The organism is Halalkalibacter oceani, assembly GCF_023715705.1.
GTDB lineage: Bacteria > Bacillota > Bacilli > Bacillales > Bacillaceae_D > Halalkalibacter > Halalkalibacter oceani_A.
In genome coordinates this window covers 129,412-153,674 of sequence record NZ_JAMBOS010000005.1, presented here as the reverse complement: position 1 = coordinate 153,674, position 24,263 = coordinate 129,412, and the positions used below count along the sequence as shown (strand labels likewise).

26 protein-coding genes are annotated in these 24,263 nt (G+C 48.2%); 15 read left to right on the top strand and 11 right to left on the bottom strand.

Going from position 1 to position 24,263, the window contains the following annotated elements:
* The first annotated feature begins 52 nt into the window (after positions 1 to 52).
* Together aceA and M3212_RS07190 are read left to right on the top strand one after the other, a co-directional pair.
* A complete protein-coding gene (gene aceA, locus M3212_RS07195; RefSeq protein ID WP_251193277.1) occupies positions 53 to 1,342 on the top strand; it encodes an isocitrate lyase in 1,290 nt (429 codons plus the stop codon).
* Between the two features lie 263 nt (positions 1,343 to 1,605).
* A complete protein-coding gene (locus M3212_RS07190) occupies positions 1,606 to 1,935 on the top strand; it encodes a hypothetical protein (protein ID WP_251193276.1) in 330 nt (109 codons plus the stop codon).
* A gap of 37 nt (positions 1,936 to 1,972) precedes the next feature.
* On the opposite strand, the gene M3212_RS07185 is transcribed toward M3212_RS07190, so the two are convergent.
* Positions 1,973 to 2,251, bottom strand: coding sequence for a cytosolic protein (locus tag M3212_RS07185; RefSeq protein ID WP_251193275.1), 279 nt, complete (start codon positions 2,249 to 2,251; stop codon positions 1,973 to 1,975).
* Positions 2,252 to 2,423: 172 nt separating this feature from the next.
* Here M3212_RS07185 and M3212_RS07180 point away from each other — a divergent pair, with 172 nt between their 5' ends.
* The 6 genes from M3212_RS07180 (at position 2,424) to cydC (ending at position 8,856) form a co-directional block, all read left to right on the top strand.
* Positions 2,424 to 2,852, top strand: coding sequence for an SRPBCC family protein (locus M3212_RS07180; protein WP_251193274.1), 429 nt, complete (start codon positions 2,424 to 2,426; stop codon positions 2,850 to 2,852).
* The gene (locus tag M3212_RS07175) at positions 2,852 to 3,172 is read left to right on the top strand and encodes an ArsR/SmtB family transcription factor (protein WP_251193273.1); all 321 of its coding nucleotides are present in this window, start codon (positions 2,852 to 2,854) and stop codon (positions 3,170 to 3,172) included. The genes M3212_RS07180 and M3212_RS07175 overlap by 1 nt, the downstream gene beginning before the upstream one ends.
* An 83-nt stretch (positions 3,173 to 3,255) precedes the next feature.
* Positions 3,256 to 3,741: a MarR family winged helix-turn-helix transcriptional regulator gene (locus M3212_RS07170; RefSeq protein ID WP_251193272.1), complete on the top strand. Its 486-nt coding sequence runs from the start codon at positions 3,256 to 3,258 to the stop codon at positions 3,739 to 3,741.
* A gap of 198 nt (positions 3,742 to 3,939) precedes the next feature.
* Positions 3,940 to 4,602 carry an NAD(P)H:quinone oxidoreductase gene (gene wrbA, locus M3212_RS07165; protein WP_251193271.1) on the top strand — a complete coding sequence of 221 codons (663 nt, stop codon included), beginning with the start codon at positions 3,940 to 3,942 and terminating at the stop codon, positions 4,600 to 4,602.
* An 811-nt stretch (positions 4,603 to 5,413) separates the two neighbouring features.
* Entirely contained in the window at positions 5,414 to 7,144 is a 1,731-nt protein-coding gene (cydD, locus tag M3212_RS07160) for a thiol reductant ABC exporter subunit CydD (RefSeq protein ID WP_251193270.1), read from the top strand.
* Complete coding sequence (gene cydC, locus M3212_RS07155) at positions 7,141 to 8,856, top strand: thiol reductant ABC exporter subunit CydC (protein WP_251193269.1); 1,716 nt, start codon at positions 7,141 to 7,143, stop codon at positions 8,854 to 8,856. Before cydD ends, cydC begins: the two co-directional genes overlap by 4 nt.
* A 440-nt stretch (positions 8,857 to 9,296) precedes the next feature.
* Here the strand turns inward: cydC and M3212_RS07150 are convergent, their stop codons facing one another.
* Positions 9,297 to 9,626 carry a hypothetical protein gene (locus M3212_RS07150; RefSeq protein WP_251193268.1) on the bottom strand — a complete coding sequence of 110 codons (330 nt, stop codon included), beginning with the start codon at positions 9,624 to 9,626 and terminating at the stop codon, positions 9,297 to 9,299.
* A 161-nt stretch (positions 9,627 to 9,787) separates the two neighbouring features.
* Entirely contained in the window at positions 9,788 to 10,750 is a 963-nt protein-coding gene (locus M3212_RS07145; protein WP_251193267.1) for a DMT family transporter, read from the bottom strand.
* Positions 10,751 to 10,852: 102 nt separating this feature from the next.
* Here M3212_RS07145 and M3212_RS07140 point away from each other — a divergent pair, with 102 nt between their 5' ends.
* Complete coding sequence (locus M3212_RS07140; RefSeq protein WP_251193266.1) at positions 10,853 to 11,425, top strand: helix-turn-helix domain-containing protein; 573 nt, start codon at positions 10,853 to 10,855, stop codon at positions 11,423 to 11,425.
* A gap of 336 nt (positions 11,426 to 11,761) precedes the next feature.
* On the opposite strand, the gene M3212_RS07135 is transcribed toward M3212_RS07140, so the two are convergent.
* From M3212_RS07135 to M3212_RS07110, 7 genes are read right to left on the bottom strand one after another with little or no spacing between them, the layout of a single operon-like run.
* Complete coding sequence (locus M3212_RS07135; RefSeq protein WP_251193265.1) at positions 11,762 to 12,976, bottom strand: MFS transporter; 1,215 nt, start codon at positions 12,974 to 12,976, stop codon at positions 11,762 to 11,764.
* On the bottom strand, positions 12,973 to 14,241 hold the full coding sequence (locus M3212_RS07130) for a CehA/McbA family metallohydrolase (RefSeq protein WP_251193264.1): 1,269 nt from the start codon (positions 14,239 to 14,241) through the stop codon (positions 12,973 to 12,975). The genes M3212_RS07135 and M3212_RS07130 overlap by 4 nt, the downstream gene beginning before the upstream one ends.
* A 12-nt stretch (positions 14,242 to 14,253) precedes the next feature.
* Positions 14,254 to 15,099: a carbohydrate ABC transporter permease gene (locus tag M3212_RS07125; RefSeq protein ID WP_251193263.1), complete on the bottom strand. Its 846-nt coding sequence runs from the start codon at positions 15,097 to 15,099 to the stop codon at positions 14,254 to 14,256.
* 5 nt (positions 15,100 to 15,104) lie between these two features.
* On the bottom strand, positions 15,105 to 15,977 hold the full coding sequence (locus tag M3212_RS07120) for an ABC transporter permease subunit (protein WP_251193262.1): 873 nt from the start codon (positions 15,975 to 15,977) through the stop codon (positions 15,105 to 15,107).
* Positions 15,967 to 16,095 carry a hypothetical protein gene (locus tag M3212_RS22040; RefSeq protein WP_285874126.1) on the bottom strand — a complete coding sequence of 43 codons (129 nt, stop codon included), beginning with the start codon at positions 16,093 to 16,095 and terminating at the stop codon, positions 15,967 to 15,969. Before M3212_RS22040 ends, M3212_RS07120 begins: the two co-directional genes overlap by 11 nt.
* A gap of 11 nt (positions 16,096 to 16,106) precedes the next feature.
* Positions 16,107 to 17,519, bottom strand: coding sequence for an extracellular solute-binding protein (locus M3212_RS07115; RefSeq protein ID WP_251193261.1), 1,413 nt, complete (start codon positions 17,517 to 17,519; stop codon positions 16,107 to 16,109).
* 24 nt (positions 17,520 to 17,543) lie between these two features.
* A complete protein-coding gene (locus M3212_RS07110) occupies positions 17,544 to 18,560 on the bottom strand; it encodes a LacI family DNA-binding transcriptional regulator (protein ID WP_251193260.1) in 1,017 nt (338 codons plus the stop codon).
* Between the two features lie 355 nt (positions 18,561 to 18,915).
* On the opposite strand from M3212_RS07110, the gene M3212_RS07105 reads away from it, so the two are divergent.
* The 4 genes from M3212_RS07105 (at position 18,916) to M3212_RS07090 (ending at position 21,914) form a co-directional block, all read left to right on the top strand.
* Entirely contained in the window at positions 18,916 to 19,092 is a 177-nt protein-coding gene (locus tag M3212_RS07105; RefSeq protein WP_251193259.1) for a hypothetical protein, read from the top strand.
* Positions 19,093 to 19,378: 286 nt separating this feature from the next.
* Entirely contained in the window at positions 19,379 to 20,167 is a 789-nt protein-coding gene (locus M3212_RS07100; protein WP_251193389.1) for an ABC transporter ATP-binding protein, read from the top strand.
* A 17-nt stretch (positions 20,168 to 20,184) separates the two neighbouring features.
* Positions 20,185 to 21,147 (top strand): ABC transporter substrate-binding protein, encoded by a 963-nt coding sequence (locus tag M3212_RS07095; protein ID WP_251193258.1) that lies wholly within the window; start codon positions 20,185 to 20,187, stop codon positions 21,145 to 21,147.
* 23 nt (positions 21,148 to 21,170) lie between these two features.
* A complete protein-coding gene (locus M3212_RS07090) occupies positions 21,171 to 21,914 on the top strand; it encodes an ABC transporter permease (protein WP_251193388.1) in 744 nt (247 codons plus the stop codon).
* Here the strand turns inward: M3212_RS07090 and M3212_RS07085 are convergent.
* Entirely contained in the window at positions 21,911 to 22,366 is a 456-nt protein-coding gene (locus tag M3212_RS07085; RefSeq protein ID WP_251193257.1) for a winged helix-turn-helix transcriptional regulator, read from the bottom strand. The two genes, M3212_RS07090 and M3212_RS07085, sit on opposite strands and share 4 nt — an antisense overlap.
* Positions 22,367 to 22,537: 171 nt before the next feature.
* On the opposite strand from M3212_RS07085, the gene M3212_RS07080 reads away from it, so the two are divergent.
* On the top strand, positions 22,538 to 23,065 hold the full coding sequence (locus M3212_RS07080) for a DUF4242 domain-containing protein (RefSeq protein WP_251193387.1): 528 nt from the start codon (positions 22,538 to 22,540) through the stop codon (positions 23,063 to 23,065).
* Between the two features lie 26 nt (positions 23,066 to 23,091).
* On the top strand, positions 23,092 to 24,132 hold the full coding sequence (locus tag M3212_RS07075) for an acyl-CoA dehydrogenase family protein (RefSeq protein ID WP_251193256.1): 1,041 nt from the start codon (positions 23,092 to 23,094) through the stop codon (positions 24,130 to 24,132).
* Positions 24,133 to 24,263: the final 131 nt, after the last annotated feature.

Here is a 24,263-nt window from a genome sequence, read left to right as displayed (position 1 = left end):
ATGGCGACAACAGGTATTTTGCAAAAAAAGAAAGACAGGAGATGAGGAGAGTATGACGAAGCAAATTGGGCACATTGAAGCGGCAAGGCTACAGGAGCAATGGGAGACAGAGGGGCGCTGGCAGGGAGTCGATCGGCCATATACGGCAGAAGATGTGATACGTCTTAGAGGGTCGATGCAGATTGAGCATACACTTGCGCGGTCTGGAGCGGAGAAGCTGTGGAAGCTGTTGAGGGAAGAACCGTTTGTTCAGTCACTTGGCGCATTGACAGGTAATCAGGCTGTCCAGCAGGTGAAGGCCGGTTTGAAAGCGATTTATTTAAGTGGCTGGCAGGTGGCGGCGGATGCGAATCTTGCCGGCCAGATGTACCCGGATCAAAGCCTGTATCCGGCCAATTCTGTCCCGCAGGTTGTGAAGCGAATGAATAATGCACTCGCTCGGGCTGATCAGATTCAGCATATGGAAGGAGAAGGCGATGTTGATTATTTCGCGCCGATCGTTGCTGACGCGGAGGCCGGCTTTGGCGGACAGCTGAATGTCTTTGAGCTGATGAAAGCGATGATTGAAGCCGGAGCAGCCGGAGTTCATTTTGAAGACCAGCTCGCTTCCGAGAAGAAATGCGGCCACCTGGGAGGAAAGGTTCTCATTCCGACACAAACGGCGATTCGTAATCTCGTCTCCGCCCGGTTGGCTGCCGACGTTTCCGGTGTGCCGACTGTCATTATTGCCCGGACCGACGCTGATGCCGCCGACCTGATTACGAGTGACATCGATCCAGTAGATGGTCCATTCATTACCGGCGAACGGACAGCTGAAGGCTTTTACCGGACGAAGGCCGGAATTGATCAGGCGATTGCCCGCGGTCTTGCCTATGCGCCGTATGCCGATCTGCTCTGGTGCGAAACATCGAAGCCGAGCCTGGAGGAAGCGCGCCAGTTCGCTGAGGCAATTCATGCTCGTTTTCCTGGGAAAATGCTGGCCTATAATTGTTCGCCTTCATTTAACTGGCAGGCCAATCTCGACCGCGAGACGATTGAAACGTATCAAATTGAATTGAGTAAAATGGGCTACAAATTCCAGTTTGTCACATTAGCCGGCTTCCACTCCTTAAATTACAGCATGTTCGAGCTGGCCAGGGACTATAAAAAACGCGGAATGGGTGCGTATACGGAGCTTCAACAGGCCGAATTTGCGGCGGAGGAGCATGGATACACTGCAACACGCCATCAGCGTGAGGTTGGCACAGGCTACTTTGACGAGGTGGCACAGGTCGTATCGGGCGGGACAGCGTCAACGACTGCCTTGACGGGCTCTACCGAAGAAGCGCAGTTCCAGCAATAATTGTTCCGGCACAAACGTTTATTAGGAAGCCCCCCTCCTGATAAACAAGCGAAGAGCATTTGACCCTGGTCTAAGCAAGGTGCATAACCGCCACTAAAGCCCGTTGTAAGTCAGTTGATCGCAACGGGCTTGTCGCGAATGAAGCCAATGGCCCGGGCTCTGTGAATGCTAATATCTTCAAGCGGAGCCTGTATTTTAGTATAGAGGGAACAGAATGCTCCTCTATATAATGAAAGGAAGACTGAAAAAAGGACTGTGCGCGGATGAACAGACATCAACAAGTGATAAAGAAATACTGTGAAAGCCTGCTGGCGTCAGCCTGCGACGCGGCATTGCCGTCGATTGCCTACCGCTATTTACGCTGGAATGAACAGGAACAGTTTCAAACGAAAAGCATGGAGTGGTTGAGCTTAAATGCAGCATTGCTTGCCGAATTGGAGGAAAGATCACTCGATGACGTTCTGCTCACGGAGTTAAGGCGTGTAGCTCAATTTGAAGACGTGCACCGACTCATACCACATGAGAAAGAGCGGCAGGCCTTTTACCGATTTTCCAAAGTTATTCCTTTTCAAAAAAGAGAGAAAGGTCGCTGATGAAGCTGCTGAAAAGTGACGATTTTCAGCAGCTTGGTTATGTGTAAGGCTCTTCTTCATTTTTATCAGCTTCATCATGCGTATGATGAGCCTCGGGAAACTGCCGGGGAAGATCCTGATGCAAATTCCGGAATTCATAGCCGTAGCTATTATAGTATGTTTGATGCTCCCGCCACGGAGTGTCTTTGTTTTCCACGGGTACGTCCTTTCCTTTCGGCGTGCCGTAAGATCCTTCCGGAAATTCCTCTGCTGTCAGAAACGAGCGCTGTGTTTCGACATTTGAAAAGTCCGTATATTGCTCTTCCTTCTTTGCCATGTCATCACCTCTTTTATGAGTTTGTACATATAGTGTGGCCTTTTGCTGCAAAATTATAGTGGAAATGTAAGGGACGATAAGAAAAAGCCACTCTCCGGATTTTTGTTGACATGTAACCAAAAGGTTTCGTATGATGAGTGCGAAGCTTTAAATAAAAGAGGAGGAACAGGTGATGAGTAAATCTGAAGTACCTGAGATTCGCAAACAGGCGACCTTCCGCGCTTCGATCGAGAAAGTATGGGCGACAGTCGCGACACAAGAGGGAATAGAGGCATGGTTTATGCCGAATGATTTCAAACCTGAACTGGGGCATACGTTTACAATTCAGTCTCCTTTCGGCCCATCAGTTTGCAAAGTGCTGGAAATGGAGCCGCCGAACCGTCTGGCATTTTCCTGGGGAGAGGAAGGCTGGAAGATTACCTTTCTTTTAGAGGAGGCGGGGAATGAAACGGCATTTACACTGATCCACTCGGGCTGGGGAGCTGCCGATGAGATTCATCCGGGAGGACCGGGACAAACAAATAAGGAAATTCGTGAACGGATGAATCAAGGTTGGGAGGCTATCGTTCAAGATAAACTGCGACAAGTGGTGGAGGCATAATGGGAGCTGAAAAGCTTGATGTTTTTCAGGCTATTGCTGACCCGACAAGAAGGAAATTATTACGGTTGCTCGCCGGAGAACGCCAGTCGGTTACGACCCTCAGTCAGCATTTTCCGATAAGCCGGGTTGCTATATCGAAGCATTTGCGCATCTTGGAAGAATCCAAGCTGGTGTCTGTCAAAAGGATTGGACGTGAAAAACGTTATCAGCTTGAAGCCGAAGCGCTGCTTGAGGTGAAGGAGTGGCTTTCCTTTTATGAGCAATTTTGGGATAATAAAATGACGACTCTGAAACATCTGGTCGAAAACGATCATGATTAAGGCTCAAAGGAATGACTTTTAAGCGTGCTGAATGTACGGACAGTAGAGAGAGAAATAGAATACGTTTAAAGGAGGGATAGTAAGTGACTTTAGAGAAAACGAAGGCAACGGGTGAGGAACTATCGTTAAAGTTATTTATCGTATTATCCCGGGCTGTGCAAACAGTAAGAAAAAAAGTGGAGGACGATATCCGTTCCTACGGATTAAATCCGACTGAGTTTGCTGTGCTCGAGCTTATTTACCATAAAGGGGATCAACCAATTCAGAAAATCGGTGAAAAGGTGTTGATTGCCAGCAGCAGCATCACCTATGTCGTTGACAAATTAGAAAAGAAACAACTGATCAAACGAAAGCCCTGTCCGACAGACCGCCGGATCATCCATGCTTCGATTACTGAGAAAGGGAAAGAGCGAATGGACGAGATTTTCCCTCTCCATAAGGAAGCGCTGTTGACGATTTTTGCCGGGCTGGAGTCAGGTGAAAAAACAGACTTGATTGAATTGCTGAAGAAGCTGGGCTATTACGCTCAAGGTCTTGATAAGCTTCGAGATGTGAAAGCCGGGGAATAAAAAATTGGTGCCCTGTGCAACCTAAAGTAGAAGAAGCAAGAGATACAGAAATTCAAATTCACTTACAAAATTAAAGTAATTTATCTTGAATTAAGAATATATTACGTGGTACTATATAAAGCAGAGATAAACGAGCTGAAATTTTTTCGTTTATCGAAGGTTATCCGCGCTCAAAACGTGGAAAGTAGGTGAACAGCAATGGGTTTCTTTGCGAAATTATTTGGTCAATCAAATCAAAAGGAGTTGGAGCATGTGTCAATCAAATTAGCGGTGATTTACTACAGTTCAACAGGAACCAATTATCAAATGGCAAAGTGGGCTGAAGAAGGTGGAAAAGCAGCAGGTGCTGAAGTGAAGGTGCTGAAAGTTCCTGAGCTTGCCCCGGAAGCGGCGATTGCCTCAAATCCGGCATGGAAGGCTCATCTTGAAGCAACGGCGGATGTTCCTGAAGTAACGCTTGACGATCTCGAATGGGCAGATGCGATTATTTTCAGCGCGCCAACACGTTTTGGTAACGTACCTGCGCAATTAAAGCAATTCCTTGACACAACAGGCGGATTATGGGCGACAGGCAAATTAGCGAATAAAGTTGTCAGCGCGATGTCTTCAGCGAGCAACGCTCACGGCGGTCAGGAAGCAACAATTCTTTCCATCTATACGACAATGTATCACTGGGGTGCGATTGTCGCGGCTCCTGGCTATACAGATCCGTTGCTGTTTGCTTCCGGTGGAAATCCGTACGGAACAAGTGTAACCGTCGACCAAGAAGGTAATATGCAGGAAAATGTAGAAGAAGCGGCAAAGTACCAGGCGAAACGCACCGTACAAGTAGCCGAGTCGCTGAAAAAAGGAAATCAATAAAAGCAAAATATCCAAACATTAGTAGCGCAAACCAAGGTGATGGTTTGTGCTACTTTTTTTCGTGAAAGGAAAACCAAATCAAAGAAACGGAGTGCATTGCCAAGAATGAAGAACATTGAATGCATGACCAAAAAAAGATAATATAAGTACTAATAAGTTGATAGCCATTCCACTTACAACGGTCGAAAGTATTTTACTGTTTCCTATTAATGATAGGGGGATAATCAGGTGGAGAATGAGAGAGAGTTTGTTAGTGTTAAAAATTTTATATTTATAAGCTTTTATAGTTTTATTACTTCCATAATGTTTATCTCTATTAATGAAAGTAGAGAAAGAATTATTCTTCACCTTTCAATGCAAGATCTGATTATAAATATCGTTATCTTTTCTGTGTATTTTCTGATTATCTTGTTGATCTATCAATCAATCCTCAGCTTTATTAATAAGAAGTTATCCTTTTCTTCTTCAGTGGTGATAAAAATTCTTTTATTTATTGGGATCGTGTACTTGAGTATAATGAAATTCAAAGTACATGATGGAATACTGTTCAGTAGTTTTCTTGCGATTTATTTAGTGAAAGAAATTGTTTATGATTGAATTTTACTGCATGGAACCATTTTAAGTTTCCAGTGGGGCAGGCTTTTTTTGTCATAAAACAGTCACTCTCAAAGCGGGCATTATTCTCCTGTTTCCACTATAATAATAGGTGAAGTGAAGTCTTTCTAATGTTCCGAAGGTGTATTTGCTTCAGTTGATATGTGAAATGTTTCACTAAATTAAACCAATAATTTGCAGTGAGGAGATTCTTACTATGAAGGAACTCAAGCAATTTGCAAATGAATATAAAATGAGCCGGATATGGCTCGTCGTCATTGCGGTACTGACCGCGGCGACGATTGTTGCCCAGGCCTATTTCTTCGTGACCGTTGTCGAGCGGGTCTTTTTAGCGCATCAGTCTTTTGCCGAAGTTCTGCCATTTTTATACGGGCTGCTCGCCGTTCTTGGAGCGAGAGCGTTTCTTACTTATTTACATGGACGAATCGGAGTGGGGATTGCGACCCGCGTGAAACAGCGGGTTCGTCGGGCCTTGCTTGAAAAATACAGAGATGACCCGCTTCAGACTGCGCTACAGCGTCAGTCGGGGGAGAAGGTGAGCACGATGATGGATGCGGTCGATGAACTGGACAGCTATTACAGCACCTATCTGCCGCAGCTGATTCAAACAACGGTCGTGCCGCTCGTCATTCTCGGGGCGGTCTTTTCCCAGCATATTCCGACCGGGATTATTATGATCATTACAGCGCCGTTCATTCCGCTCTTCATGGCGATCATCGGGATGAAGACACAGGCCAAGTCGGAGGAGCAACTGGAGAAGCTCGCCGCCTTCTCGGGTAGATTTCTTGATACGATTCAAGGGCTCGTGACTCTGAAGCTTTTTGGCCAGGCGAAGCGGCAGAAAGAAGTAATCCGCACAAGCAGTCTCGGCTTTCGTGAGGCGACGATGGAAGTGCTGAAAATTGCCTTCGTCTCCTCGTTGATGCTTGAATTTATTTCAATGCTCAGCATGGGGATTATCGCGCTCGAAGTAAGCTTGCAGCTTATTGTGTTTCAAGGGATCAGTTTCTTTGCCGCCTTCTTTGTGCTCGTGCTCGCTCCTGAATTTTATTTGGCATTAAAAGAACTGGGAAGTGCGTTTCATACCGGGCGCAGCAGCAAGGGGGCTGCGGCAAAAATTTCAGCAGAGCTGGCGGAAGAAGCACGGAGACTGGAGTGGGGAGGATTGTCGCTGCCTGATGAGCAACCTCCGGTAATCGCCTTACGAAATGCCGGCTTTCGTTACGATGAAAAAGGGTTTGTTTTAACGGATGTGACTGTTGATATTCCGCCGTACGCACAAGTGGCAATTGTTGGACCAAGTGGATCGGGGAAAACGACACTTCTTAATGTGCTGAGTGGTCTGCTGCCGCTTTCGCAAGGAGAGCTGCTGGTGAATGGTAAGCCGCTTTCTGCCTATGAGGAAGCTGAGTGGTTCGCTAAGTTAAGCTATATTTCTCAGCAGCCTTACTTATTCAGCGGAACGATTGAAGAGAATATTGCGATTGGCAGTACCAGGGCTGTGAGCAGGCGGGAAATCGAAGAGGCGGCCCGGCAGGCTGGAATGGCCGAGGTGATCGCAAATTTGAAAGACGGTTATCAAACACGAATCGGCGAGGGAGGCCGCGGCCTTTCAGGTGGAGAGCGGCAACGGATTGCCCTCGCACGCGCCTTTCTGAAGCGACCAGCGGTGATTGTCTTTGATGAGCCGACGACCGGTCTTGATTTGCGCACAGAACAGATTCTCTCACAGGGGCTTGCCGAGCTGGCGCAATCATCGACAGTGATCACGGTCGCGCACCGTCTGCACACAATCAAGCATGCTGACCACATTCTTTTTCTAAAGGGTGGGCAAGTGATCGGAGCCGGCACGCATGAGCAGCTGCTGGAGCGTGTGGAAGACTACCGTAAGATGACTTCGATACAGCGGGGAGGGAGAGACGGATGAAGGAACTGGCAGTAGTTATGAAACTGATGCTTCATGAAAAAAGGGACATCGTTTACTCGGTTATCGCCGGCTTTTTAGCCGGAATTGCCGCTGTCGGCCTGTTTGCTTCAAGCGGTTATCTGATCTCCAAGGGGGCGCTCATGCCGCCCTTGTATGCGTTGACGGTGACGATTGCTCTCGTTAAGCTCTTTGGCTTTTTACGGGCGCTCGGGCGCTATGTCGAGCGTTACTATTCGCATCGCGCTACGTTTACGATTTTGAGCCGGCTGCGCCTTTCCTTTTATGAAAAGCTTGAACCGTTGGCGCCAGCGCTTTTTCAAAAGTATCGCAGCGGCGATCTGCTGGCACGAATTGTCGGTGATGTCGAAAGCCTGCAGCATTTCTTTTTACGGGTCTTTTATCCACTCGTCGTTCTGCTGCTCGTTTTTTTCGCGACGATTGTCTTCACCGCCTTTTATTCAGTGGCGATTGCGCTCGTCTTTCTGGCCGGTCTTTTCTTAACGGGGGTCCTCATTCCGGCTTGGTTTGCTCTGCGTCAGCGAAAACTGAAAAGCAATCTCCGTGACAAGCGGGGCGAGCTGTCAACGGAGGTGACGGAGTTTCTTTTCGGCTTTAAAGACCTTACGCTATACCAGCAGCAGGCGAATAAAGAAGCTGAGCTGTCGCAGGCTGCAGCTGAGTATATCAGCGAGCAAGAGAGAGAAGGCCGGCAGATTCTGGCAAGCCACGCGGTCAATACAGCTGCCTCGCTGCTTGTTTCATGGGTTGTGCTAGCTCTCGGCGCCTATTTGGTGACGACAGGAGAGCTTGACGGGCTGTTTTTAGCGATGCTCGTGATGATCTCGCTCACGGTCTTTGAGAACGCGACGCCAATGGCTGCTTTTCCGAGCTATTTTGAAGATAGCCGCAGTGCGGCACGGCGCTTGGCTTCCGTCGTGGAACAGCCAGTGCAGGAAGAGGCAGAAGCGGAGCGACAATCGCCGGGGAATGAAGTGCCGGAGATTCAGTTTGAGCGTGTCAGCTACACCTATCCAGGTGAGGGACGACAGGCGTTAACGGACATCAGCTTCGAACTGAAACGCGGCTCGAAAACGGCGATCGTCGGGGCGAGCGGCTCCGGTAAGTCGACGGTACTCCAATTGCTTCTCGGAATCGTCGGACCTGAGCAGGGCGTCATTCGCTGGAACGGAAGCGAGCTTCAGCAGCTGGAGAAAGAAAAAATATGGGAGCAGGCGAATGTGATTCTACAGGAAAATCACTTCTTCTACGGGACGATTCGTGACAATTTGCAGCTTGCTTCTTCTGGGGCTGACGACTCGGAGATGGAAGCTGTGCTGAAGCGGGTGACGTTGGAGCACCTATCATTAGATGATCATGTGCTCGAAAAAGGGGAAAACCTCTCCGGCGGTGAAAAGCAACGGCTGGCGCTGGCGCGGGCACTGCTGAAAAAGGCGCATATCTGGCTGCTCGATGAGCCGACCTCCTCAGTGGATGCTTTAACCGAAGAGCGCCTTTATCAGGAGCTTTTTCAGCAGGCGTCAGAGGCGACGGTCGTGTTGGTCAGTCATCGTCTGACCGGTTTGGAACAAATGGATCAAATTATTGTGATGGAAGGTGGTCGCGTGGTTGAAGCGGGCAGCTTTGCAGAATTGATCAGAAAGCAGGGCTATTTCTATCAAATGAAGGAAATTGAAAAAGATGTGATCGGGTAAAAAAGAAGGCGGAAATGAAAAGTGGAGCTCCTTTTGTCGAAAAGGAGCTCCACGGAATTGTGTAAAGAGCTTGAGACAAAACTAGCTTTAAAAGATCGGGGCGGTTCCGCTCATTGCTTAGAGGCTGATTTTCTGAATTTCAAGGATTTTTCCTTGTTCACTTAATGTTTTTAAGGATGTAAGCATATGATTTATTTTTTAGCTTACGTTCTGGTAAATAAAGTGGAGGGTGGCCCGCCGCTAACGGTTCGGGACACCCTCCATAACAACCCTCGTAAGGTTTATTTGCTTTTAAACGTATCGAAAAACGCATTGAATCCTTCCACGAATTGAAAGGCAAAAATACTAACCGCAGTTACAGACAGCATTCCAACTACAATCAATCTCATCCACATCATAATCGAACGACCTCCCTGGTAAATTAGTTTTTTATAAAACATTTAATAGGAAGGGGATGAGATGACGTAATTACTTTGATACTTAATCGGCCTTAAGAAAAGAAAGACCCGTAAATAATACCAAACCGGTACGGCGAAGACAAGAAGAAGTACCGGAACGAGCTGTTCCAGCGGGAGAGCCCAGGAAACAACCATTTTCAGCTTACCGTCTCCATGGTCATAAAAAGCATGACCGCTGCCATGATCATAGAAGTGAGTGATGTCGGCCGTTTCCAGCGGATGCATCGTCGTATAGCTCGACTGATCATGAAAGTAGACATAGATTGAAAGAAGAAACGCAGTTAAGATTGTCAAAGCACAAAGTCGTTTCACAGCTGTTTCCTCCCCCATGTAAGCTTACCTCTATCATACTCCGAAAAACACAATTTGAAAATGAATTTCTCACTTATCTGAAAAATTAGTTTTCTCGGAAGCGGAGAAAAAATTAGCTTGAGGAAGTCACCGGCTCCACACTGTAGGTTAAAGAAAAACTGCTACGACGAAGCTGACCTTTGTTGTTGCGGCTTCTTTGTTAAATAGCTGTGAGCCAGCATCCCGGCCATGATCATCAGCAGACCGATGATTGCCGCGGCGGAAGGGAATGGACTGGCCAGCAGCCACATTTCACCGAGCAGCACGAATAAAACCTGGGCTGACTGGGTCGCTTCCACGGCGGCTAAACGATCCGGGTTTTCATGGACACGGTCGGTTGCGATAAAAAACAGCGTCGTAGCAATGACACCGGAGCTGACGGCAACGATAAACGCCTGTAGCAGCTGGCTTGAAGAGGGAGGACCAATCGTGAGCAAGCCATAGACTGCCAGAACGAGCCAAAACGGAAGGGTGGCCAGTGTCATGCCAAACACCCGTTGGAACGTATCGAGCCGCCCGCCGCACAGTTCCATCATTTTGCGGTTTCCTAAAGGGTAGGCAAACGCCGCGACAACGACAGGGAGCATACTGAACAGCACAACTTGAAACGAAACCGTCGTCGCGTGCTGCAGCTGGATTAGCAGGACACCGGCAAGGATGATAAAGGAGATCACCAGTGACTTCAGCGGCAAGCTGTTTTTTATTCGTTCCGTGCCTGTCGCTGTTTTTATTTCATGGAAAAACAACGGCGTAAGCAGTACGCCGGCGACGATCGTCAGCTGCCAGGTGCCGGCGACGAGCCAGCCCGGTCCAAAGGCCGCGGCATAGGTGATCGGCGCGTAAAAGAGTACGAAGCCAACAAAGCTCCAGCCAATCCACGACAGAGGCTGTTTCTTTATTTCAAATAAAACTTGTTTCGTATTCTTTCTTACAAGTACAATAAGAAGAAAAAAGGGAAACATGAAAATAAAGCGCAGTGACGAGCTCCAAATCCAGCTTCCTCCTGTTACTTCCATTGAACGGTTTAAAATAAAGGTCACGGCAAAAAACATGGATGCAATGATTCCAATAAGAATTTCCTTCATCGACTCACCTTTTTCACTCTGTATATTAAAATATACTATTGATAAACTATAATATACTATCTTTCGAATAAAAAAACTACTAAAAAAGGAGGCCTGCTGCCGATGAATTCGAATATTACTGATGCAGAAGCGTTAGCTAAACATCTCGGTGCGACTTTGCGGAAGCTGAGACAAGAGCGGAAAATGAGCTTGCAGGAGTTGGCGGCGGTCACCTCCGTCAGTAAACTGACCCTCGGCAATATCGAGCGGGGGGAAGCGAATCCGTCGCTGGCCGTCATTTGGAAAATCGCCAATGGGTTGGCAGTGCCGCTTTCCGTCCTGCTAAATGAACAGAAGGATATTCAAATTTCGCGCTGCCATGAAGGAAATAAAGTTGTCAGTGCCAATGAAGCGTGCACGCTCGAGCCGATGTTTGAAGTGTCCGGCTACGGCTCCAGCGAGATTCATCGGGCGTTTCTTCAGCCGCACAGCGAGTATCGTCCCGGCGCCCATCAGCAGGGCGTGACGGAGTACGTCACAGTGATGGCGGGGCGCCTGAGAATGAAGATTGAAGAAGAGTATTACGAGCTAAACCAATATGACTCGATCACCTTCAACGGTGACAAAGTGCACGCCTACCAAAATCCCACCTCAGAAATAACCGTCCTCCACTTCGTCATGACCTATACAAATTGAAGATCCTAGGAAAAGGTTGGTTTTTACCTTTTCTTAGGATTGAAACAGTGAGCGGAGTCTGCACCTGGTTTTTAAAAGTTGATACCGAAGTGGGGTTCTTCGGTATCAACTTTGTGCAGAACGGAGCCCCTGTAATGCTTTTTCAAACTGCTTCCATAGACAAGTCCGAAGCAATGAGCGTAACCGCCGCGATCTTTTAAATCCCGGTGTGAGTGGGTTTCTCACACCGGGATTGTGGCGAGTGGAGCATGCTAATATGCAAGGCTGGTTTTATTTTTTCCAAGCCAATGCTTTTGAGCTACCTCTACTATCAGACCTGTTCCAGGTTTCATTTCCTCAAGCTTTTCCAGCCGGCTTCAATTTCCTAACGACAAGAAGCGGGGTCATGCCGATGGCGATCAGCAGTGCTAAAAAGGCCGGGAGGTAGGATTCTGTCGAGCTGGAGCTGTAAACGGCTGCAAGTAACCCGACACTTGACACCCGTCCGGCGCTTAAGGCCATTTCACGGGAGATGACCAATTCAACTCTTGTGGCGCCCCGGTCATCAAGCTCGGCAATATTATTCAGCGACATCGTGTTAAACGGCACTTCAAACAGCGGAATGCTGATTGCCGCGACAATCCCGTACGCGATGAGAATCCCCCAGTTGACGTCAAAAAGAAACAGACTGAGCGCGCTGCTCAAGCCAAGGTTACCCGCGACGAGCAAAACCTGCTTTGACTGACTCATTTTGCATTTTCCGACGATATAATAGGTGAGGACCGACAGAAGCGTTGTGACGAAGACGAAATTACCCAACACCGATTCACTTCCCGTTACCATGAACACCCAGACGACAATCACAAAGGAGATCACCCCGTCCCGGAAAGAGAGACCGACAAAGGCGAGGGAGAGCAGTTTCCATTCACGGTTGTGGTGAACATCGATGATTTTTCGCCAGCGAAACCGTTCTTCCATTTTGTAGGCCGGCAATAAGGTTGTGAGCCAGATTGTATTGGCGAACAAGATGAGAGACAGGAAGAAAATCAGCTGATAGCCATAAAAATGAGGCAGGAAGGTCACGATCAGCCCGGCGATAAAAGGACCGAGCATTTGCGATAGAGAGCCGAACAAGCCGTTTACTCCGTTAAACCAAAGCCGGTTATGCTCACTCGTTAAATCAACGGAGAGAACATTAATCGAAAGCCAGTAAAAGCCTGAGCCGACTCCGAAAATAAAACCAAGTAACGGCACCCAGTCGATTGCCTGCTCAGCTAATGCTAAAATAGCGAGATAAAACAGCAGCTGCAAGCTGCCGCCGATGATCAGGCCGATTTTCCTGTCCTTCTTTTTACAGAGCCAGCCGGCAAAGACGAAGGCTGGCAGCCAGGTAACGTAGGCGATAAAATTAAAGAGAGCCACCTCGTACATATTGTCAGACAGACGAAAGAGAAAGACATTCACAAACACATTCGATAAACTGTTTGCGAGAGCATTGATGCTGATAATGGCCAGAAGCAGCTTCGTCTCCCGGGGGAGGACTGCTTCATGCTGTAAGGAGAGTTCGTTCAACGGCCCGGCTTTCCTTCAAAGTACATCGGGTTGCTCATCGCCGCCATCATTTCCTGTCCAGCCTCTTCGATATATCGCCATACCTCAACTCTGACAAAGAATTGCCCGTTCACTTCAACCGGGACTTCCAGCTGCGTCTCGTCAGCCTGATGAATCAATTCGTTTTCCACCTGATCATTTGATATAAACTTGATTCGGTCCCCGCGCGACAGCCTCTCAAATCGGGCGGTGACCTGTGCAGGAGCCGGAAGTGGGACGACATCGCCCGTTGTATATGACTCGCACGACAGGCTGACAAACGGTCCATCTGGTAAATAGCTTACCGACACTCTCCGCTGTTCGATCGCCCGTAAGATGCTTTCGCCGGAGCGGGAATCGCTGTACACCCACACTGTCGGCGTGCCGTGCTGGACATAACGGTGGGGCCGGTGTGTATCACTGCCGCCAATGGCCGGGATTCGTTTACCTTGACAGAGCTGCTGATGCCACCAGTCAACTGTTTTTGCATTTGCTTCGCGCCAAGGGCCGTTCCAGACTTCGACAAAGTCATAGTCGAGCTCCCAATCCCAATGCCAGCCACACTGCGGACAATGGGGGTGATTGAGGCTTATTTTGGCGCCGGCCGTCTTCGCTTCAGTAAGCCGTTCTCTGACCTGGTCGTCGGAGATCGCCCGGAAATCGCGCACCGGGTCAGCGACACCGAAAAAATTACAATGACCGAAGTTGGTCGTTAATTCCATCCCCGGTATGATCGTAAGGGGGCTTTCTTTATGAATAAACTGATTTTGACTTGTCGTATTATGATCGGTCGTCGCGATAAAGTCCAATCCTTTTTGCTCGCAAAGCTCAACGATCTCATCAAGTGTGTAGGATCCATCGCTGTGAACGGAATGCATATGAAGGTCGCCCTTTAGCCAGGCGGGCTCCATTTCGGTAAGCGTCACTGTTACCGTGACGCTGCACGGGTTTGGCACGCGGTAGGCACCGAGGATGATCGCCCATTCTCCCACGGGGATGCTGCCGGCCCGATAGCCTGGAGTCGCTGTCGTTTCCTCAATATTAAAAGACGAACGGGCGCCGCCACTCCAGCCGCGAACCTGTTCTGTGTCCTGGACACCGAGGTCAATCACGCACTCCCCATCCTCGACGTAATAGTCGGCCTGAATGCCTGCTGTGCGGGGCGGGACGTCGAAGGAAAGCTCAATGTACTGATGTTGTTCTTCGGGCATAATCATTCTCGTAAGTGTGAGTTGTTTCTGTTTCAACACGTCGTCCTCCTATTCTTTCGTTGAACCTGACATAATCCCTTTGACGAAATATTTCTGGATAAACGGATAGATGATCAGCAACGGAATGAGTGCAATCATAATTCCGGCCATGCGAATATTCGGTGTTAAAAAATAGCTGCTGGATGAAGCATCCGACTGCAAAATGAGCGAACGCAAGGCAACCTGCAATGTATATTTACTTGAGTCCGTAATATAAAGGAGCGCCGGGAGAAATTGATTCCATCTGCTCACAAATTCAAACAAGGTCACCGTCGCCAGACCCGGTAAGGACAAAGGCAAGTAAATCAAAAACAGGATGCGAATATGACCGGCTCCATCAATATTGGCTGCTTCTGCCAACGATTTCGGCACACTGAGGAAGTAATTTCTCATTAAAAGAATGCTGAAGCCGGAAACGAGACCAGAGATCACGAGGGAGGCCAGTGTATTTAAAAGGCCGAGGTCACGATTAACGATATACAGCGGAATCATAATCGCCTCAGCCGGGATAATCATCGTTACAATAATAAAGGTCGTCATCAGCTTTCTTCCCGGTAAGTCACGTTGAATCAGGACATAGCCGGCAATCGCCGCCAGGAAAACGTGAAAAAACGTACCGAAAATCGTTACAATTGAGTTGTTCAGAAAAGGACGCCACAGCTCGATCCGGCTCCAGACGGTTGTATAGCCTTCAAGGCTGAACTCTCGCGGCCAAAGCTTCACACCAGGGGACATCGATGCCAGGCTGGTGGACAGCGAAATCGCCAGCGTATTCAGGACAGGCAGCAGCATCGTCAGGACAAGCACGGTTAAAAAAAATCCATTGATAAGTCGAAAAGCTATTCCTCGATTCAAGAAGCTCAATCCTCCTTGTCATAGCGAATGAGAATACGCGTGACAATCGTTAGTAGAAATGTTGCTAGAATAACTAAATAAGCAGCAGCCGAAGCGACACCCATTTGAAATTGCAAAATTCCTTTTTCATAGGTGTACATCATAATGACATCTACCTTGTGGGCAATCGCCGGATTGCTCATCATAAAAATTTGATCAAAGATTTTCAGAACGGACATAATGTTCAGCATTAGGACGATTTTCATCGTGGGTATCAGCTGCGGCAGCGTAATATAACGGGTTTCATGCCAGAAATTAGCCCCATCGATTCGCGCTGACTCATAAAGCGACGGATTGATGCCGACGATCGCCGCTAAATAGATGATGCAGATGTAGCCCATTTCCTTCCAGATGGCCGTGAAGATCATCACCGGGCGGGCGTATTGCTCCTGGGTTAAAAATTGCACCGGCTCCAGCTGAAACCATTTTAATAATTCATTGACAAGGCCCCCATCCGGTGAAAGGATAAAGATCCAAATGCCGCCGACAATGACCCAGGAAAACAAATGGGGGAGATAGATGATCGTTTGCGTAAACTTTTTCAGGAATTGTTTCGTCAGTTCATTAATCGCGATGGCGACAATGATTGGGAACGCAAAGCCGATGATTAAGATGCCGCCGCCGATCAGAACGGTGTTTTTCATCACGAGCCAGAATTGAGGGTCCTGCAGCACGGTGACGTAATTCTGGAAGCCGATAAAGGGTCGGTCGCCGATCAGCCTGAAATCTTGTAAGCTGATCAAAAATCCGCGAACCAGCGGGTAATATGCGAATAAAAGAAAATAGATAAAGATCGGAATCATCATGATATAAAGAGTAAAATGACGTTTAAAAAGCATGCCAATCGTCCTCCTGCATTTGAATAACAGCAGGAACAACAGCCGGAAGCGGCATGATGAAAAGCACCTCCGGCTGCTCATTTACGACAGGGCCGTACTGCTGTTTGTTTCGTTTCATTTCATAGCTGTTTAGTTGTCAATCAGATCAGCTGCGAGCAGCTCGCCATGCATTCTTTCCACCGCTTCTGGGGCCGGCATGTCGCCGGTAATCGCTGCGAACACGTAGCGCTCGACGATTTTCTCGGCCTGTGGCCAATCGGCAGTTGAGACTTCCGGCTGAGCATGCTCGATAATAATCGCCTGCGCCTCTTCAACCCCAGGCAGCGTGCCGAACGGGTTTTCCCAATTCGTGTTATTCGGGAAGACGACACCGTGATCCATATTGGCGATCTCACCTAATTCGGTTAATTCATATTCCCCGTTTTCATCTACTGTGTAATGCAGGTCTTTAACGCCCAACGTACTGACCGTATTACCCTCCGGAGTATGCCAGAACTCAAGAAACTCAAGCGCGGTTTCTGGATGCTCGGCGTTAACTGGGATCGCCCATACACTCGGGTCACCACGGCGCAGCATGAATTCCCCATTTTCATCAGGCGCACCAGGCAGTCCTTTGGCCATAAAGCTCGTATTCGGGTCATCGTTCAAACGGATGTTGTTAAAGAGCCCGACCCATGCATCCCAATATGTGACGACTCCAACACGGTCGGAGAGGAACAGCTCTTGCATGTTACCACTGTCATTTGTCGCGAAGTTCGGGTCGAGAATTCCTTCCTCGTAAAGCTTAGCAAACCATTCATACACCGGAATCGCCGCCTCCGTTGCGTACGGAATCGTCCGCGAGCCATCATCCTCAATCACATAACGCGCCTTCACGCCCGCCGCGCTCATAAACCCTTGAATGTCGTAAAGACCGGCAGTCGTTAAGCCGTACGTGTCATCCTGTCCAGTCCCGTTTGGATCCTGTTCGGTAAAGGCCTTCAGCACTTGGTAGTAGTCATCAAGCGTTGTCGGTTCCTCAAGCCCTAAAGCTTCAAGCCAGTCCTGCCGGATAAGCGGCATCGTTCCGCCTTCAAACTTGTTGAAAACACTATAGATTTTACCGTCGTCGTACGTAATTAGCTCCCATTCTTCCGTTGGAATGACCGTCGGGTCGGAGAGAATCTCGGAATCCTGGATCGATTGAGTGAGCTCTGTCAGCGCCCCTTGGTCAACGAGCACATCCATCATCGGCTTTGTCATATAGACAAGGTCATACTGTTCACCGGCCGACATTGAGGTAAGCAGGCGCTGATCGTAATCAGTCGGTACTTTTTCAATGGTGACGCTAATCCCTGTCAAACGTTCAATTTCCTTTTCAAATTCAGCGTGTTCCTCAGGTGTTTTTCCGCCAACGACACTCGTCAGGATGCGTAATGTTTTTTCCTCTTGCTCTGCGTCCGTTTCTTCTCCTGACTCATCGGCAGTCGACGTTTGCTGACAGGCTGCCAGCAACGTCATTAACAATGCGGCAAGCAATAGTTTTACCATTAAATTTTTCATAGGGTCCTCCTATCATGTAATCGTTTATTTTTTTGCGGTAGAAGCGCGCAAGATCAGATCAGTCGCAATCGTCGTCCTTTTAACGGAAGGGGAGTCGGCTTCAATTTGGTCAATCAACGTATTGGCTGCTTCGATTCCTAGCAACTCGGAATTGAGCTTCATACTGGAAAGCGCCGGGGAAAACTCCGATAAGAAGACAGGCTCATCACTAAAGGCCATCACCGACAAATCGTCGGGAATCACTCGCCCTAATTCAGCCGCCGCTTTATACACCCCGAGCGCGACTTTGTCCGTATCGGCAATTACAGCCGAGATGTCCGGGTTGTTTCGCAGCATGTCCAACGTCCGCTCATAGCCGTAGTCGATCGCCGTTTCTTCCCCCGCCTTGTAGCAGATGAAATGATGGTCGACGTCTGGATATGTAGTGAGCATGATTTTTTTGAATCCGGCTTCGCGGTCAATCGAAACAGTACGTTTTTTGGCGGCATTCAGCAACAGGATATGCCGATGTCCGAGGCGGACTAAATGCTCCGTCACGCGTGCGGACGCTTCGACATTATCGTTATCGACGGTCGCTACCTTGGCGCTGTATTCCCTTGCTGTCCGGCCAATGACGACCATCGGAAGGTTTTTTTCAAGACATTCTTCAATTCTTGGGTCCTTCTCAATCGGATCAAGCAAAATCTCACCGTCAACGGGGTCCGATGATTGAAATTCGACCCGGTTTGCATATTTTTCCGCCAACGTATTGATTAACAGCCGGTATCCGCGCTCGTAGCATTGGCGCAGAACGCCGTTGATCAGTGATAAATGGAATTGGCTGAATTTTGCCTTATCGCCACGCATATTCAAGCCGATAATTCTTGTTTCCCGTGTCGTTAAGCTTCTCGCGAAATAATTCGGCTTATAGTTCAACTGTCTGGCTACTTGTAAAACGTGTTCGCTCACCTCCTTGCTGATCGGTCGTTTTTTACTGAAAACATTGGATACTGTGCTCTTGGAGACACCAGCTTGTTTGGCAACATCATTCATCGTCACCATGTGCATCACTCCTTGGGGCTTATATTAAACTAGTTTCATATAAAGTTGGTTAAGGTGGCGTTAAATTAAAGTGAAGGAACGTAAAAGTGAGAAGAAATGCTGAGAAATAAGGTGTTTTGACTTTTTCAATGACAGCTTATAAGGAAAATCGGTTCGATAATTTCGCTGATATTAAGCTTGTTTTAATTATGTAAAGATGAGGTGGGGGGTGTAGATAACCTACAATGCTTTCGAAGGATAGGGCTCGACGATAACGTCTTTCACATAAGTGGAAACCCTAATCGCCTGATATTCGTCATATGGTTGAGGACGTTATCGAAGAAAGTGACAGCTGTGTCACGGGAGGGGACAATTATTGAAAAAGCTTATTGTCATGATTCTTTTCGTAATTCTCATTTTCGGAGCTTTATCGATGTTTACGTTTGCTACATTTACAAATGAAACAGAAAAAGCGACAAGCGGTGTAACGGACATGGAAGAGAACAGTAAAGAAGCAGAAGAAACGATTGAAGGAGTCTTTGCTGATCATTGACTGTATTGAATAAACCTGAAAGAGCTTGAAAAAATTCCATGCTGCCATGAATCTGAAATAACTGGCGACATGGCACTGGATTTAAGTCGACGTAAAGTCTTAAAAGATAAAAATAACTCACGCCGCAGCCGCCATGGCAGCGGCTTTTTTGTGTAAGCAAGATAAGATTTTTGCTTTGTTGATAATTAGATTGATTTTTTCCACTTTGTATACTAAAATAAACTTATTATTCATATTATTTTTATAGGAATTAACCTATATAGCGTGAAGAGAGGGGTTTGTGACATTGAAGGCAGAGGCGTTTGTCGAGCTTAACGAGGTTGGGAAGGAATTTTCTGCTCAGGGAAAGACGATCAGAGTGCTCTCGAATATCTCCTTTACGATGAAGAAAGGCGAATTTGTATCTGTACTCGGGAAAAGCGGGTGCGGAAAAAGTACATTGCTTAATTTGATCGGTGGCTTTGACAGCCCGTCTGAAGGCAGCGTCTATTTTGATGGGGAAGAGGTGAAGAAGCCGAGCCGGAGGGCGATCATGCTTTTTCAGCATTACGGACTGCTGCCGTGGCGCACGGTTCTGAAAAATGTCGAGCTTGGGCTGGAGCCGGAAAAATCGCTTTCTCCGACAGAAAGAAGGGAGCGCGCCCTTGATTCTATTAAGCTCGTAGGTCTTGAGGAGAGCAAGGATCGTTTCCCGGCACAGCTGTCTGGCGGGATGCAGCAGCGCGTGGCGATTGCCAGGGCGTTGGCGATCCGGCCGGAGCTGATCCTGATGGATGAGCCGTTTGCCGCTTTGGATACATTTAACCGCTATTATTTGCAGGATGAGCTGTTGCGCATCCGTGAGCAGGAGAAAAACAATATTGTGCTTGTCACACATGACATTGATGAAGCGATTTATTTGTCGGACCGCATTCTGATTATGGATGCTCATCCCGGCCGAATTAAGCAAACCCTTGAAATTAACCTGCCTGTCCCGCGGGACAGGAGCCATAGTGACTTTCAATATTATCGCAAGCTGATTCTGGATTCCTTTCATTTTTCGAAGGACGGGGCAACCTTGGAATTTAATATTTAAGTGTGGAGTGTGAGAACATGAATCGGGAGAAAAGAACGTGGGCGAGCCTGATGCTCGCTTTGACTGTGATCCTTTCCTCTTGCGGGGGCGGAGCGCCGCCTGAGGAGAAGGTGATCCGGATCGGCTATTTGCCGATTACACATGCGGCACCTCTTTATTTTGAAAAGCAGTTTGAGGATCAGTATTTGAATGGCGGGCGAATTGAGCTGATTCGCTTCGGCTCGTGGATTGAATTGATGGACGCTTTAAACACAGGACGGATTGATGGCGCTTCGGTGCTGTTCGAGCTGGCGATGAAGGCGCGTGAAAAAGGGATTGATTTAAAGGCTGTCGCGCTCGGTCATCGTGACGGGAACGCTGTTGTGGTCTCGCACGATGTCGAGGAGGTTGCTGATTTGAAAGGGGCTACGGTCGCGATTCCTCATACGCTGTCCGCTCATAATCTTTTGCTTGATGAAATGCTGCAAAATGCCGGCTTAACATATGAGGACGTGAATCCGGTTGAAATGCCTCCGGCTGAGATGCCGGCAGCTCTATCGGAAGGGCGCATCTCAAGCTACATTGTCGCCGAGCCGTTCGGCGCGCTTGGCGTCAGTCTGAACACAGGGAAGGTGCTTTTTCAGTCAAATGAAATCCGAGCCAATTCGTTGTGCTGCGTGCTTGTGCTTCGCAGCGACTTTATCGAACAGCAGCCTGAATTTGCGCAAACCTTTGTGACAGGCTACATTGAAGCCGGGAAGAAAGCCGAAGCTTATGATGTGCATACCCATGACGAGCATGAGGATCCGTTTAAGCAGTTCTTAAATGTTGATGAGGAAGTATTGACGCTGTCGCTTGGCTGGATTTCTTATGATAATCTGCGAATCGATCAGGAAGATTACGAGTATTTGCGCCAGCGCTTAGTCGAGATGGGACTGTCTGAGAACCCGCCGACATACGAGGAGTTTGTTGACCAGTCATTTTTTGAAGAAGCGATGTGAAGAAGGTGAGAGCATTGAAGACGATGAAGTATTTTACGATAGCGTTTATTCTCGTGCTGGTCGTTTGGCAGCTGGTCATTTGGATCGGTGGCTACCCTGAAGCATTATTGCCACCGCCACTGGCAGTCGGCAAAGGGATCGTCGCCTTGGTTAGCGATGGAACATTATTCACCCATGTCCAAATCAGCATGTTCCGGTTTTTGAGCGGGTATTTGACGGCGGTCGTGGTCGCTGTCGTTCTCGGATTAATCCTTGGCCGTTCACCAAAGGTGTGGGCGATTGTCGATCCGGTCATCCAGGTGCTCCGTCCTGTCGCTCCGGTTGCCTGGGCGCCGTTCATCGTGCTCTGGTTCGGGATTGGGAATATGCCGGCGATTGTCATTATTTTTATCGCTGCCTTCTTTCCGGTGCTGCTTTCAACGGTGTCCGCCGTGAAAAAAATCGATCCGACTTATTTAAAGATTGCCGAGAATTTGGAGATGAAGCAGCCGGCCCAGCTGTTTAAAATCATTTTTCCGGCGGCATTTCCGTACATTGCCAATGGCCTGCATATCGCCGTTGGAACGGCGTGGATTTTCCTTGTCGCCGGAGAAATGATCGGTGCGCAGTCGGGGCTTGGCTATCTCATCATTGATTCACGCAATGCGCTTGATCTTGACCTCGTACTCGCCGGAATAATCTTTATCGGGGTGCTCGGGCTGTTGCTTGATAAAGCGATTGGCTTGTTTGAACGCTGGGTTGGCAGACAATGGGGCGTTCAGGGCTAAGCCTGATTTGCCTGGCTTTCCGGTTCAATTGGCACTGCCTGGAGTTCGTCTTTGTCTACATGCTGCTTGCATGAAGGACAGTAATAAAGCAGTTCGACTTCATGCTGGCAGCGTGTGTGAACCAGTTTTTTATAACAGGTTTCAAGATGCTTGCTGCCCCAGAGGACGAAAGCGTGAAAGACATCCTCCAAATCCTGTCCGCTTTCAGTCAAGGTATACTGGTAACGGGGCGGATGCTTGGAATAGACGGTCGACTCAATCAGGCCGACCTCCTCTAAATGCTTCAGCCGGTCTGACAGGAGGTTGGAGGAAATGCCTTCAAGGTTTTTCTTGATTTCATTAAAGGTGGAATGACCGATGAGGATCTCATGAATGACAAGCAGTGTCCAGCGGTCGCCGACAATATTTAATGTTTGCGCGATGTTGCAAGGTAATTTATAACGCTCTTTCACTTTCATCAGACTCCTTTGCTAAAGTTGACATCTTGGACGTTTTTCTTATGAGAAGCAGTCCTAGTATACCACACAATCAAGTAAGTTGTTTTTTAATACTTAATATAATAAAATTACATTAGCGTTCGATGCGATCGAATGACTATCAATCTTTCAAGGGAGGACTGGATGATGGCGTTATATTTAGTGGAATCACAGTTGAGTGAGGAGCTGCAAAATAAGGCGGCTTTTGAAGGGAAAGTAGAGGCATTGAGAGAAGACGATAGCGGGCAGGAGCTAATTGAAGTTCAAGTCGCCAAGGACTTCAACAGAGCATTCTTTATTTTCGAAGCGGCGGAAGAAGGGACGCTTACGCAAAACCTAAGCGATGCCGGTATCGTTCCGTCACTTGTCAAAGAAGTGCGAATTGTCGGGCAGGACTTGGAAGAAGTGAAAAAGCAAAAGGACAAAATCAATTATTTAGTGGAATGGAACTTGCCGGAAGACTTGACAATGGAAGGGTATTTGGCCCGGAAAAAAGCGAATTCTGTTCATTATGCGGAAGTTCCGGAGGTTTCTTTTTCAAGAACGTATGTATGCGAGGATATGACAAAATGCCTTTGCTTCTATGATGCACCGGATGATGAGGCTGTAAAAAGAGCGCGTCAAGCCGTTAAGGCACCGATTGACGCGATAACGGAAATCGCCTCAGATCAGTAAAATTAAAGGAGGACCAGGAAGCCGTGATGACAAACATTCAGCAACGCCTTACCGATTTGTTCGAGAAGGAGCTTAAACCTCAGGTCCGGTCAATTGATGCCGGTTTTTATCCAAAGGAGCTGTTAACGCGATTGGGTGAGGAGGGGTATTTTTCTTCGGAAGGAGCAGCTTCCTCCGCTTATCTTCAGCGAGAGCTTGACGTCGTAGCCGAAGCATCGCGCTTTTGCATGACGACAGGCTTTCTGATTTGGTGCCATTTAGCTGCGCTCACCTATATGCGAAAGAGCGAAAATGATAAGCTGAAAAAGAGAATGCTGTCGCGTCTGGAAAGTGGCAGCACGCTTGCCGGCACGGGACTTTCCAATCCGATGAAATATTATGCCGGGCTGGAGACGCTGCATTTGCAGGCGGCAAAGGTTGATGGCGGCTATGTCGTCAATGGAACGCTGCCATCGGTTTCCAATCTCGATCAGACGCATTGGTTCGGGGCGATTGCTGAAGTGAACGCGGATCAAAGGGTGATGCTGTTTGTCTCATGTGCGGCTGATGGTCTGACACGAAAAGCGAAAACAAATTATCTCGGCATTAACGGCAGCGGTACCTATGCCTGCCACTTTGATGACGTGTTTATTTCGGAGGAGGATGTTCTCGCAGAGGACGCCGATTCGTTTATTAAACAGATTCGGCCGGACTTTCTCGCCTATCAAATTCCGCTTGGCTTCGGCGTAACGAAGGCCGCTCTTGCTTCGATTGAGCGCTATCGAAGCCGGCAGGGAGGCTGCAATCAGTTTTTGCCGCTGCAGCCGGAAGCGATTCAGGCCGAGCTGGAAGAGCTGCAAACAGAGGTCGCCCAACTGGCATCCCGCGGTCTCCGCTGGGATGCCCTGCTCCCGCTCCGCAAACGAACCGCCACTTTAACGATCGAGGCGGTTCATACAGCGATGCTTCATGGCGGTGGAGCGGCCTACCTGAGCAACAGTCCGGAGGCCCGCCGTCTGCGGGAAGCCTATTTCCTCGTTAATTTGACGCCGACGATCAAGCACTTGGAGAAGATGCTGACGGTATAAGACGATAGTCGAAAATAAGGGAGGAACCTGCGGAAGGTTGCCTCCCTTATTGATTTTTGAACGTCTTACTCGCGTACTCTTGATAAATCAAATAAAAGGGTGGAATTCATTCTTTAGAAAAATTGTAAAGA